The organism is Dyella psychrodurans, from assembly GCF_003363265.1.
Classification (GTDB): Bacteria; Pseudomonadota; Gammaproteobacteria; order Xanthomonadales; family Rhodanobacteraceae; genus Dyella_B; species Dyella_B psychrodurans.
The window spans coordinates 1,258,268-1,270,690 of sequence record NZ_QRBF01000001.1 but is presented as its reverse complement, the minus strand read 5'-3'; the positions used below and the strand labels follow the sequence as shown (position 1 = coordinate 1,270,690).

Here is a 12,423-nt window from a genome sequence, read left to right as displayed (position 1 = left end):
GCGCGCATGATTTTGCGGATCTAATCTAAAAGAAAGCGCGGCATGGCCGCGCTTTCTTTGGGCAGTTCCTTGTAGACCGAACGAATGTCGATCCAATTAGAACTGGCTGCCGAAGGTGAACTGGATGCGCTCCTCGTACTGACTGTCACCCGGCTGCGTGCGGAACGGGAAGCCGAGGCTGATGATCAGCGGACCGATCGGCGCTTGCCAGTGCAGCGAGACACCCGTGGAGGCGTCGAGCGTGCTGGTGCGGAAGTTGCTGATCGAGTTATAGGCCTGGCCGACGTCAACGAACCACGCAACGCGTGCCGTGTTGATGTCCTTTAGGAATGGCAACGGCAAGTACAACTCAGCCGTGCCCAATACCTTGAACGCACCACCGATCGGCTGTGCATAGGAGTAGGTGCTGCCCGAGCAGAAACCGTTCGGTGCGGCAGCGATCGGGCCGCCGTTCGCCGAGGTGCCCGCACAGGCGCGCGGACCCAGCGTGTTGTCCTGGAAGCCGCGGACGTCGGTCACGCCGCCGGCGTAGAAGTTCATCCAGAACGGGAACGCAACGGTTTGCCCGGCCTTATAGCCGATACCCGGGCCAAGGGCGGTATCCGCTGTCGTGTTCTCGTACTTCTGGTTACCGTAGGTGCTGCCGTAACCGAGCTTGCCATCCAGGTAAAGCACGAAGCCCTTGCCGATCGGCCAGTAATGGTTGGCTTCACCGTTGAAGGTCCAGTACTGCACGGTGGAGCCAGGCAGCGCGACGTTTACGGACGCCGTAAGCTGGCCACCATGCGTCGGTGCCCAGTAGGAGTTGCGCGTGTCGTGCACCCAGCTGAGCGAGCCCGTCCAGGTATGGATGGTGTTGTGGCCCAGCGCATTGATGTAGTCGACAAGAACCTGCGGGGTATAGCCCACATAGGTGTTGATCTTGGTGCTGCCAATACCGAGGCTGCCGCTCAAGCGGTCGAAGTCGGTGATCGGGAAGCCCAGCGTGGTCGAGAACGACTTGGTGCTGTTCGAGTAGCTGGCGTACTGGCTGCCCAGGTCGGTGTAGTCCGCGCGCGAGAACGACGCGTTGTAGCCGATGCCGATGCCGTTGTCGGTCAGGTACGGGTTGGAGTAGCCGGCACTGATCTGCGTCAGGTAGTCGCTGCGTTCGGCGCTTACACTGAATTGATCGCCGGTGCCGAGGAAGTTCCTCTGCGACACCGAGCTCGACAGGATGATGCCCGAGTACTGCGAATAGCCCACGCCGAAGGTGAGGCTGCCGGCGGACTGTTCTTCCACCTTCACTGTCAGGTCGACCTCGTCGTCGCTGCCTGGCACTGTCTGCTTGTCGATGGTGACGGTCTTGAAGTAGCCGAGCTGCTGCATGCGGATCTTCGAACGATCGATGGCCGCCTGCGAATACCAGGAACCTTCGAGCTGACGCATTTCACGACGCAGCACGTCGTCTTCGGTGCGGGTATTGCCCTGGAAGATGACGCGGCGCACGTACACGCGCGGACCCGGCTGGATGTACCAGGTGATGTCCGCGGTGTGATTGACCTTGTCGAGCTTGGGAACCGAATTCACCTTGGCGAAGGCGTAGCCGATGTTGGCCAGCAGTGCTTTGATCGAATCCGATGTCGCCTCGATGGCACGACGGTTGAAGAGATCGCCGTTGTGCACGAACACCAGCTTGCGCAGTGTGTCTTCCGGCAGGATCAGCTGACCCAGCAGGTGCGTGTCGGAGATGTGGTAGATGTCGCCCTGAATAACGTCGGCGGCGATGTACATCGCGCGCTTGTCAGGCGAGATGGTCACCTGCGAGGAGTCCAGGTTGAAGTCGGCATAGCCGCGATCCATGTAATACGACTGCAGCTTCTTCAAGTCGCCCGACAGCTTGTCTTGCGAATACTGGTCGTTCTTCGAATACCACGACAGCCAGTTGGTGGTGCCGGATTCGAAGCCCTTCTCGATGTCCTTGGTGGTGAACGCCGTGTTGCCGACGATGTTCACTTCCTTGAGCTTGGCGACCTTGCCTTCGCGGATTTCGATGTCGATCGCGACGCGGTTGCGATCGAGCTGCGTGACGTGCGGGCTGACCGACACGTTGTACTTGCCGCGGTTGTAGTACTGGCGGATCAGTTCCTGCTGCACGCGGTCCAGCGCGAGGCGGTCGAACGTTTCGCCCTCGGTCAGGCCGATGTCCTTCAGGCCTTTCTTGAGGTCGTCGGTCTTGATGTCGTTGTTGCCGCGAATCGTCAGCTTGGCGATCGACGGACGCTCCACCACCTTGATCACAAGGATGTTGCCGTCGCGTTCGAGCTCGACATCGCTGAAGAACTTGGTGCCGTACAGGGCGCGGATGGCTTGCTGGGCTTCCTCGTTGGTGAGACGGTCGCCCTTGTTGATCGGCAGGTAGTTGAACACCGTGCCGGCAGAAATGCGGTTGAGTCCTTCGATACGGATATCGGAAACGACGAATGGTTCGAGTGCGAATGCACCCGTTGAAAGGGAGGCAAGCAGGATCAGGGCGGCGATACGCTTCATCGTCGATTCCGTTGTGTTATTCGGACGGGACGGCCTATCCGACCGCCTCGCTGTATTTTTTTTCTGAAGCCGGAACGTCCCCCGACCCCTTAAGTTTTAATGCGCACTCGCACTGGGCAGATCCGGTGACAGGACACCGGGTGCCGCGTTGCGGGTGGGTTGCCACGCAATGAGGAAACCGCGGCCAGCAGGCAACATGATGTTGTCGGCGGCGCGCATCCGTCTCACGAGGGCAGGATGATGCGATGGATATCGTTGTAGAAAGCCAACCCCATCAGCGTGACCAGCAAGGCGATGCCCACGTACTGGCCCGCGATCATGGTCCGCTCACTGACTGGGCTGCCTTTGACCAGCTCGATAAGGTAATACAGCAGGTGCCCGCCGTCCAAGATCGGAATGGGGAGCAGGTTGATGATGGCCAGGCTGAGGGAGACCAGGCCGAGGAAATCCAGGAACCGGTCCAGGCCCATCTGGGCTGCGGCATTGGCGACCTGGGCGATGCCTATCACGCCGGTGAGATTGCCGGTGGAAGCCTCGCCGGTAAGCATCTTGCCGACCATCGTGAAGGTTTCGGTGGTGCGCTGCCAGGTCAGCTCAAGTGACGCGATCAATGCCTTGAACGGACTGTAGCGCTGGATGGCGGTCTCCGCTGCCGGCGCGGCGATGCCTATGGCCCAGCGCGGGGCTTCCCCGTTCAGCGATTCCATGCGCGCCGTAACGATGAAATGCATGGGCTTGCCATTGCGCCGCACGTCCACCGATAACGCGGGTGAATGTGCGGCGGCGGTCGCGATCTGCTTGCCCAGATCGTCGAAAGTCGTGACGGTGTTACCGTTGATGCTGACGATCCGATCCCCGCCTTGCATGCCGGCGAGCGATGCCGGCTGACCCGGTTGCACCGTGGCGGCAATCGGGAGGGCAGGCGCGGGCAACAAGCCGAGCTTGTCCATGTAGTGGCCGACATCCTCTCCCGCTGGCAGCTTGTTGAGCGGCAGCACGAGCGAGCGGTCCGCACCGTCCGCACCGCGTACCGTAACGGCAAGCGGAGTGCGGCCGAGCATGGCGTTGGCGATGACTTCGAACGAGTCGGTCCAGGTTGCGACGGGCGTACCGCCGACGCTGAGCAATCGATCGCCTGCTCGTATGCCGGCTTGCGCGGCGATGCTCTGCGGCGCGGCGGTGACGACAGGCGCGTAGTCGGTGCGCCCCATCACGAACATCAACCAGAATGCCGCGATGGTGAAGATGATGTTGAAGCCCGGCCCCGCGGCCACGATGGCGATGCGTTTCCAGATCGATTGATGCGTGAATTCCTCGCCGAGCAGCGCGGGGTCGACGTCGCCTTCGCGCACGTCGAGCATCTTGACGTAGCCGCCCAGCGGAATCGATGCGATCTGATATTCGGTGCCGTCGCGGCCGACGCGCTTCCATATCGCGCGACCGAAGCCGATCGAAAAGCGCAACACCTTCACGCCGCAGCGTCGTGCGACCCAGTAGTGTCCGAATTCGTGAAAGGTCACCAGCACGCCGAGCGTGACCGCCAACCAGAACACCGAGCCGAAAAAGGGATTCATCAAATCTAGGTACGTCTCTAGGGAACTCAAAGCTTATCAGCAAGCGTTGCGAAGTACCCGCCGGGCGGCCTCACGGGCTGTCCGGTCGCGTTCGCTGAGGGTCTGAATATCGACCACAGGTTGCGGCGGCAGTTCCGTCAGAACCTGCTCGATCAGGTCGGCGATGGACAGGAACGGCAGGGCGCCGGCCAGGAAGGCCGCGACGGCCACGTCGTTGGCGGCATTCAGGATCGTCGTTGCGTCGCCGCCCGCCTGGAGCGCCTGGAGCGCGAGCGCCAGGCAGCGGAACGTACCCATATCCGGCTTTTCGAAGGCCAATGCCGCGGGACTGGAGAGCTCCGGGAGCCATCCGGCCTTGTCGGCTCGCTCCGGCCACAACAAGGCCGAGGAAATGGCCGCATGAGCGTCGAGGGCACGGAGTTGGACGGGTGCCGAGCCACTGACGCCCGCAACGACGGCCTGCACCCGATCCTCCGGTTGCAGCAGGATTTCCAGCTGATCCGGCGGCACCCGGAACAGATGGTGCGCCTCGATAAGGTCCAGTCCCAGATCCATCAAGCTGGCGGCATTGACCAAGACCTGCGGCTTCCTCGCATTTCCCACCGACATGCGGAGGTCTTCCGGACCGACGGTCATGAGATCGGAGCGGTGGCGGCCGCGGAAGACGCCTCCGGAGCCGACCAGACTAAGCCTTAGGCGATCCGCGTTCAGGTTCAGGCTGTCATCGGACAGGCACTGGAAGATGGCGTTTTGCCGGCGATTCAGGGGGATCAGCTGGCCGCCTCCCTGCCCGAGCGCCTGTGCCAGCAGAGGGCCGGCGATGACCGTGGATTCCGTATTCGCGAGCAGCAACCGTTTGCCGACCCGCGCGGCCCCGAGCGTGGAGGCTATGCCTGCGCCCCCGGCGATGGCGGCGATTAAGGTATTGCAACCGTCCGACATGGTCGCTTGGGTGATCGCGTCAGCGCCGCTTGCAATGTCGCAACGCACGCCGGCAGCGGCCAGTCGGCGTGCCAACGAGGCTTCCAGCGTCTGGTCACCGATGATGGCGACATCGGGCTGGTGGCGCGCACAAAGCGCGGCTAGCGCTTCGACACTGCGATGTGCCGCGAGCACGCCGGCGCGCAAACGGTCCGGATGATCCCCGATGACCTGGAGCGCGGTTGCCCCGACTGAGCCCGTAGCACCGATAACGGCGACGCTTCGGACCATATCGACCTGATCAGAGCCCCAGCAGCCACTTGCCGAGTGCGAATACCGGCATCGCCGCGAACACGCTGTCGAGTCGATCCAGCAAGCCGCCGTGTCCAGGGAACAGCGCGCCGGAATCTTTCACGTTCGCGTGGCGCTTCATCAGACTTTCCAGCAGATCGCCGATGATCGAACTGGCGACCGTCAGCACGGAAAGAACCGCCAATCCAAGCAGGCGTACATCGCGTACGCCGAGCAGCCAGCCGCCGACCATGACAACCACCGCGCTGGTAGCGAATGCACCGTACACGCCGGCCCACGTCTTGCCCGGGCTGATCTGCGGAGCAAGCTTGCGCTTGCCGAAAAAGCGACCCGCGAAATAGGCGCCGGTATCGGCGGCCCATACCAGCAATATCGCAAGAAATGCCCAGACATGACCATGCGGCTCGCTGCCATGGATGCTCAATCCGGCAACCCATGCGGGAAATACCACGAACGCGCCGGCCAGCAGTTTCAGATTGCGGTTCTCGGATGTCGGCGCTGCGGCGAATGCGAAATGACGAAGCCACACGCACACCAGCAGCCACCATGCAACGCCGGCAACGATCAGCGTATGCCACACCCAGGTCGAAGCCCGCAGCCACCAAAGCACGACAAACAGAACCGCTGCGCCCGCAAGCAGCACGCCGCGGGTTGCATGGCTGTTCAGGCCGGCTAGCCTCGACCATTCCCAAGTTGCTGCCAGGAACGCGGCCGCAAGCAGCCATGCGAAGACGCTCGTCGGCACCAGCAGAATGAGCAGTATGGCGAAGGGAGCGAGGAGCAGGGCGGTGATGACTCGCTGGCGCAGCATGAATGTTCCTTAGCGGTCAGGCCTGGGCGACCTGATCGCCAGTGCGGCCGAAGCGGCGTTCACGACGGGCAAAGTCATCAATGGCATGCTGCAGCGAGACCTGGTTGAAATCCGGCCACAGCGTATCGGTGAAATAGAGTTCCGCATAGGCCAGCTGCCACAAAAGGAAGTTGCTGACCCGGCGGTCGCCGCCGGTGCGGATAAACAAGTCCAGTGGCGGTAGCTCGGACAGGCAGGTCCAGCGATTGAAGGCGGCCTCGTCGATTGCCTCCACCGGCAAGTCCCCGCGTGCTACGGCAATGGCGGCCTTGCGCGCGGCCTGGACGATGTCCCAGCGGCCACCGTAGTTGACCGCGATATTCATGTGCAGCTTGTCGTTGCTTGCGGTGCGCTTCATGGCGACAAGCATGCGTTTTTGCAGCGGCTCCTCGAAGGCATCGAGTTCGCCGATGAAGCGCAGGCGTACGCCGTTGCTGTGCAACTCATCGACTTCCTTGTCCAGCGCACGCACGAACAAATCCATCAATGCACTGACTTCGTCTTCCGGCCGAAGCCAGTTTTCACTGGAGAACGCAAACAGGGTGAGCGACTCCACACCCTGACGCAAACACCCTTCCACGACTTCGCGCACAGCCTTGCGCCCGGCGTTGTGGCCGAAGCTGCGCGGGCGATGGCGTGCCTTGGCCCAGCGGCCGTTGCCGTCCATCACGATGCCGATATGGCGTGGTACGTGTTTGTGCTCAGTGGTGGTCATCGATGGAGGGTAGCCGTAATGGCGACGTCTTCCTCGTGGGTAGGGATGCAGAAGAAGTGATTGTCATGAAATAGCCACTTCCGTGCGCTTTCGCGCCTCTTCGGGGAGGGGATTGCGGCGAGACGAGATCCCATGGCGCCCGGTTGGCCATGGCCTGTGCGAATGTTGCGATCGTGCAAGATTGGCCCCTCACCCTTTTCCTCTCCCCCGAGGAGAACGGGAATCGTCCGCGCCGTGCAAGTTTCTGCGGCGCGGCTCCCGATGACCATTACATGGCCATCAGTTCCTCTTCCTTGGCTTTCGCGACGGTATCCACTTCCTTCACGAAGCGGTCGGTGAGTTTCTGGATTTCGTCGTCGGCCTTGCGCTCTTCGTCTTCGGTGATCTGCTTTTCCTTGAGCAGATCCTTGACGTGCTGCAAAGCGTCCCGGCGCACGTTGCGAATCGCAATCTTGGCGTTCTCACCTTCGTGCGATACGTGCTTGGCCAGTTCGCGGCGACGTTCTTCGGTCAGCGGCGGCATGTTCAGGCGGATCACCGTGCCGGCCGTGGTCGGCGTGATGCCGATGTCGGAGGCGAGCAACGCCTTCTCGATCGGCGCGACCATGTTCTTTTCAAACGGAGTGATCACGATCGAGCGGCCATCGGCCAGCGAAACCGAGGCTACCTGATTGAGCGGGGTATCCGAGCCGTAATAGGACACCTTGATGTGGTCCACCAGCGTCGTGCTCGCGCGGCCCGTGCGCAGGCGGGACAGGTCGTGCTTGAGAGCATCGATGCTCTTGCCCATGCGGGTCTGGGCATCGTGTTTGATGTCGTTGAGCATGAGAAATCACCCAGTGGCGTGCAAGCCGATAAGTATAGCAGGGCGTAAGACGCGCATTGGGGCTGGAAAAGTCGCAGGGAAACCGCCTCCTGCTTGCCATCCACCCCTCGCGCCACACCCTGGTGTGGGTGGCGCCTCGTCATGGCGCCAGGGAAGAACCTGGATTGAGGTCAGTCGGCGTCGACCAGCGTACCGACCTGCTCGCCGCGCATGATGCGCATCAGGTTGCCGGGTACCGTCATGTCATAAATACGCAGCGGCATGCCGTGGTCGCGGCACAGTGCGATAGCGGCGGTGTCCATGACAGCGAGCTTGCGCTCGATGACCTGGTCGTAATCCAGCCGCTCGAAGCGTTTGGCATCGCTGTGCTTGGCCGGATCGGCGCTGTACACGCCGTCGACCTTGGTGGCTTTGAGCAGCAGGTCCGCGCCCACTTCGACCGCACGCAGTGCCGCGGCAGAATCGGTGGTAAAGAACGGATTGCCGGTGCCTGCGGCAAACAGCGCAATGCGACCTTTTTCGATATGGCGGATGGCGCGGCGACGGATGAAGTCCTCGGCCACATCGTGAATCTGGATGGCGCTCATCACGCGGGCAAAACCACCGCGTTTTTCGATGGCATCCTGCATCGCCAGCGCGTTCATCACCGTGGCCAGCATGCCCATGTGGTCGCCGGTGACGCGGTCCATGCCAGCAGCGGCCAGACCGGCGCCGCGGAAGATGTTGCCGCCGCCGATCACCACGCCGATCTGCACGCCAGCCTGCTGTATCTCGATGATCTCGTTCGCCAGCCGGCCGATCACCTTGGGATCGATGCCGTAATCGGCTTCGCCCATCAAGGCTTCACCGGAGAGCTTGAGCAAGATGCGTCGGTACTTTAGCTGGTCGCTCATGGAGGCTCCGGATTGTTTGGCGCAAAACGCGTGCATTGTAGCGGACGCCGACGCGAACGTCAGCGCGCCAACGGTCTATGCTTCACCCCGTGGTCACTCGAGAGCCTGCTTATGATCTTTACGTAGCCCGCGTTGTGTCTGAGTGGCCGTTAGGCAGTAGTGCGCGGCGCAGCGCCAGACTGGCTGTCTGGTCAAGCCGCGCGCTACTGCCTAACGGCCACTCAGACACAACCCTTCGGGCCGGGTCTGTTTGCCCGCATGGCCGCGTCATCACTCGCTCATGTATCGACATACACTTCACTCGTTCTTCCTTGCCCTGCGCGCAAACAGATCCCGGCGCGGGCCACGTAAAGATCATAAGCAGGCTCGAAGGAGTTTTTTGTCATGCAGCATGCTATCGCCGCTGTTTCGCTGCTGGTGCGCGACTACGACGAGGCGATCGCGTTCTATACGGGATGCCTGGATTTCCAGCTGGTGGAAGATACGCCGCTGGGCGGCGGCAAGCGTTGGGTGCTGGTGTCCCCGCCAGGAGCGCGCGAGACGCGATTGCTGCTCGCCCTGGCCAGCACGTCGGAGCAGGACGTGTGTGTGGGCGAGCAGGCGGGTGGGCGCGTTTTCCTGTTTCTGCATGTAGATGACTTTTACGCGCGTTACAACGTGATGCGCGCACGCGGCGTGCGTTTTCTGGAGCAGCCGCGTCAGGAACCGTATGGCACGGTAGCCGTCTTCGAGGATCTCTACGGCAATCGCTGGGATTTGCTGCAGCCCACCAAAAAAGCTGAAACCGTGCAGTTGCGATCGGTCTGAGATCGCGCACGCCGCGCAAACAAAAAGGCCACGGTTTCCCGTGGCCTTTTTTCACAAACGGATGACTGGCGAATTACGCCAGGCCCGCCTGCTTCATCACTTCTGCGGCGAAGTCGTCCTGCACCTTCTCGATGCCTTCGCCGACGGCCAGGCGGACCACGGAGATCACGTCGGCGCCTTCCTTCTTCAGCACGTCGCCCACGGAGGTGTTGGTATCCATCACGTAGGGCTGGCCGAGCAGGGTGACTTCGGACACGATCTTGTTGACCTTGCCGCCGATGATCTTCTCAAGGATTTCGGCCGGCTTGGCCTTTTCCTTGTCCGACATCTGGCTCAGCGCGATTTCCTTTTCCTTCGCCAGGAAGTCGGCCGGTACGTCTTCGGCGCGCACGTAGGCCGGGTTCATGGCAGCCACGTGCATGGCGATGCCCTTGGCGAGATCCTCGGAGCCGCCCTTCAGCGCGACCAGCACGCCGATACGGTTGCCGTGGACGTAGCTGCTGATCACGCCGTCGTTCGACACGCGTGCCATGCGGCGCACCTGGATGTTTTCGCCGATGGTGGCGACCAGTGCCTTGGCGGCCTCTTCCACCGAACCGGCGCCCGGGTAGGCGGCGGCCTTCAGTGCGTCGACGTCCTTGGCGCCGGACTTCAGCGCGACGTCGGCGACGGTGTCGCTGAACTTCACGAAGCTGGCGTCCTTGGCGACGAAGTCGGTTTCGCTGTTCACTTCGACCAGCACGGCATTGCCGGCGGCCTGGGCGGCGACAATGCGGCCTTCGGCGGCCACGCGGCCGGCCTTCTTGTCGGCCTTGGCCAGGCCCGACTTGCGCAGCCATTCCATGGCGATTTCGATGTCGCCATGGTTTTCGACCAGCGCCTTCTTGCACTCCATCATGCCAGCGCCGGAGCGCTCGCGGAGTTCCTTGACCAATTGGGCGGAAATTTCAGCCATTGAGAGTTCCTCGGAAATCTTGGTTTGCCGTGGCGGTGGGCCGCCACGGCAGCGGGTAAGGCTTACTCGGCGTCGGGGGTCTCGTGCGTACGGCCGCCGCGACCACCGCGACCGCCACGGCGATCGTCACGGTCGCCACCGCGCGGAGCACCCTTCTTGGCGGGCGCATTGCGGCGGGGCGGCGCAGCGCGGCGCTCTTCGTCCTTGGCGACCGGGTTGCCTGCTTCGTCGAGTTCGACGAATTCGTTGGCGTCACCCTGGGCGGCAGCCGGAGCGGCGGCCTTGCCTTCGAGGATCGAGTCGGCGGCGGCGCGGGCGTACAGCTGGATCGCGCGGATGGCGTCGTCGTTGCCCGGGATGGCGTAATCGACCAGTTCCGGGTTGTAGTTGGTGTCGACCACGGCGATCACGGGGATGCCGAGCTTCTTGGCTTCCTGCACGGCGATGTTTTCATGGCCGATGTCGACCACGAACAGCGCGTCGGGCAGGCGGTTCATGTTCTTGATGCCGCCCAGCGAATTTTCCAGCTTCTCGCGTTCGCGACGACGGGCCAGCACTTCGTGCTTGACCAGCTTTTCGAAGCTGCCATCGGTTTCAGCGGCTTCCAGCTCCTTCAGGCGAGCAACGGATTGCTTCACCGTGCGGAAGTTGGTGAGCATGCCGCCGAGCCAGCGGGCGGTGACGAAGGGCATGCCGGCGCGTGCGGCTTCTTCGGCCAGCGCTTCGCGAGCGGAACGCTTGGTGCCGACGAACAGCACGGTGCCGCGCTTCTGGGCGATCGCCGACAGGAAGTTCATCGCGTCGGTGAACAGCGGCAGCGTCTTTTCGAGGTTGATGATGTGGATCTTGCCGCGGGCGCCAAAGATGTACGGGGCCATCTTCGGGTTCCAGTAGCGGGTCTGGTGACCGAAATGCACGCCAGCTTCCAGCATCTGGCGCATGGTGACTTGAGCCATGGTGATACTCCTGCAGTGGGCCTTTTTTTAGTGGCCCGGGGGTTGGGACCTCCACGTATCCCCGGCTTCGACCGCGCTGTCCTTGAGGCTTGGGAAGGACGAACGCAGCACCCCGAAGACGGTGCCGATACGTGTGTGGCATTGGTTGGGCTTGTAACGCGAGACGGTTACAATCCCGCTTCGCTTTGCGCCGATCGAGCCTCAGAGGCTGGATGGGGTCTGCAAAACCCGGAAATTATAGCCGGGGCCGAGACTTCGCGGCAAGTCACTGGTTTTTTTGAGACTTTGCCGCCATATCACAGTGAAACCATGACCATCACTCTCAAATCCGCCCAAGATCTTGAAGGTATGCGCGTCGCCGGCCAGCTGGCGGCCGAAGTGCTGGCCCTGCTCAAGGAACACGTCAAGCCGGGCGTTACCACCGAGGACCTGGACCGGCTCGCCTACGAGCACATCGTGAACGTGCAGAAGGCGATCCCGGCCAACGTGGGCTACCACGGGTTCCCCAAGACCTTGTGCACCTCGGTCAACCATGTGATCTGCCACGGCATCCCCAGTCCCGGCAAGGTGCTCAAGGATGGGGACATCATCAATCTCGACGTCACCGTGATCAAAGACGGCTGGCACGGCGATACCAGCCGCATGTACTTCGTCGGCACGCCGGGCGTGCTGGCCAGGCGGCTGGTGGATACCACGCACGAGGCCATGATGCGCGGTATTGAGGCCGTGCGTCCCGGCGCGACGCTGGGCGACGTCGGTCATGCGATCCAGAAGCACGCCGAGGCGGCGGGCTTTTCGGTGGTGCGCGAGTATTGCGGCCACGGCATCGGCAAGGTCTACCACGACGAGCCGCAGGTTCTGCATTACGGCAAGCCCGGAACGGGCGTGGTGCTGCAGAAGGGCATGACGTTCACGGTCGAGCCGATGGTCAACGCGGGCAAGCCGCATACCAAGCAATTGCCCGATGGCTGGACGGTCGTCACCAAGGATCATTCCTTGTCCGCGCAATGGGAGCACACCATTGCGGTGACGGATGATGGCTACGAGATCCTCACGCCCTGGCCGGATGCGTAATCCGCACGAAG

General features: G+C 62.3%; 11 protein-coding genes. 2 read left to right on the top strand and 9 right to left on the bottom strand.

Annotated elements, in window-relative coordinates:
* Positions 1 to 96 precede the first annotated feature (96 nt).
* From bamA to pyrH, 7 genes are all read right to left on the bottom strand, one after another.
* Positions 97 to 2,529, bottom strand: a complete 2,433-nt coding sequence (gene bamA, locus DWU99_RS06085) for an outer membrane protein assembly factor BamA (protein ID WP_115477064.1) — start codon at positions 2,527 to 2,529, stop codon at positions 97 to 99.
* Positions 2,530 to 2,753: 224 nt separating this feature from the next.
* A complete protein-coding gene (gene rseP / locus DWU99_RS06080; protein WP_115477063.1) occupies positions 2,754 to 4,103 on the bottom strand; it encodes an RIP metalloprotease RseP in 1,350 nt (449 codons plus the stop codon).
* Positions 4,104 to 4,139: 36 nt separating this feature from the next.
* The gene (locus DWU99_RS06075) at positions 4,140 to 5,315 is read right to left on the bottom strand and encodes a 1-deoxy-D-xylulose-5-phosphate reductoisomerase (protein WP_115477062.1); all 1,176 of its coding nucleotides are present in this window, start codon (positions 5,313 to 5,315) and stop codon (positions 4,140 to 4,142) included.
* 10 nt (positions 5,316 to 5,325) lie between these two features.
* On the bottom strand, positions 5,326 to 6,147 hold the full coding sequence (locus DWU99_RS06070; protein ID WP_115477061.1) for a phosphatidate cytidylyltransferase: 822 nt from the start codon (positions 6,145 to 6,147) through the stop codon (positions 5,326 to 5,328).
* Positions 6,148 to 6,163: 16 nt separating this feature from the next.
* The gene (uppS, locus tag DWU99_RS06065) at positions 6,164 to 6,901 is read right to left on the bottom strand and encodes a polyprenyl diphosphate synthase (RefSeq protein WP_115477060.1); all 738 of its coding nucleotides are present in this window, start codon (positions 6,899 to 6,901) and stop codon (positions 6,164 to 6,166) included.
* Between the two features lie 268 nt (positions 6,902 to 7,169).
* Entirely contained in the window at positions 7,170 to 7,727 is a 558-nt protein-coding gene (gene frr / locus DWU99_RS06055) for a ribosome recycling factor (RefSeq protein ID WP_115477058.1), read from the bottom strand.
* Positions 7,728 to 7,897: 170 nt separating this feature from the next.
* Entirely contained in the window at positions 7,898 to 8,620 is a 723-nt protein-coding gene (pyrH, locus tag DWU99_RS06050; protein ID WP_115477057.1) for a UMP kinase, read from the bottom strand.
* Between the two features lie 384 nt (positions 8,621 to 9,004).
* Here pyrH and DWU99_RS06045 point away from each other — a divergent pair, with 384 nt between their 5' ends.
* The gene (locus tag DWU99_RS06045) at positions 9,005 to 9,427 is read left to right on the top strand and encodes a VOC family protein (protein ID WP_115477056.1); all 423 of its coding nucleotides are present in this window, start codon (positions 9,005 to 9,007) and stop codon (positions 9,425 to 9,427) included.
* Positions 9,428 to 9,500: 73 nt separating this feature from the next.
* Here DWU99_RS06045 and tsf read toward each other — a convergent pair whose 3' ends face one another.
* Positions 9,501 to 10,382, bottom strand: coding sequence for a translation elongation factor Ts (tsf, locus tag DWU99_RS06040; protein WP_115477055.1), 882 nt, complete (start codon positions 10,380 to 10,382; stop codon positions 9,501 to 9,503).
* A 62-nt stretch (positions 10,383 to 10,444) separates the two neighbouring features.
* A complete protein-coding gene (rpsB, locus tag DWU99_RS06035) occupies positions 10,445 to 11,338 on the bottom strand; it encodes a 30S ribosomal protein S2 (RefSeq protein ID WP_115477054.1) in 894 nt (297 codons plus the stop codon).
* Between the two features lie 309 nt (positions 11,339 to 11,647).
* Between rpsB and map the strand changes: the two genes are divergently transcribed.
* Positions 11,648 to 12,412 (top strand): type I methionyl aminopeptidase, encoded by a 765-nt coding sequence (map, locus tag DWU99_RS06030; RefSeq protein ID WP_115477053.1) that lies wholly within the window; start codon positions 11,648 to 11,650, stop codon positions 12,410 to 12,412.
* Positions 12,413 to 12,423: the final 11 nt, after the last annotated feature.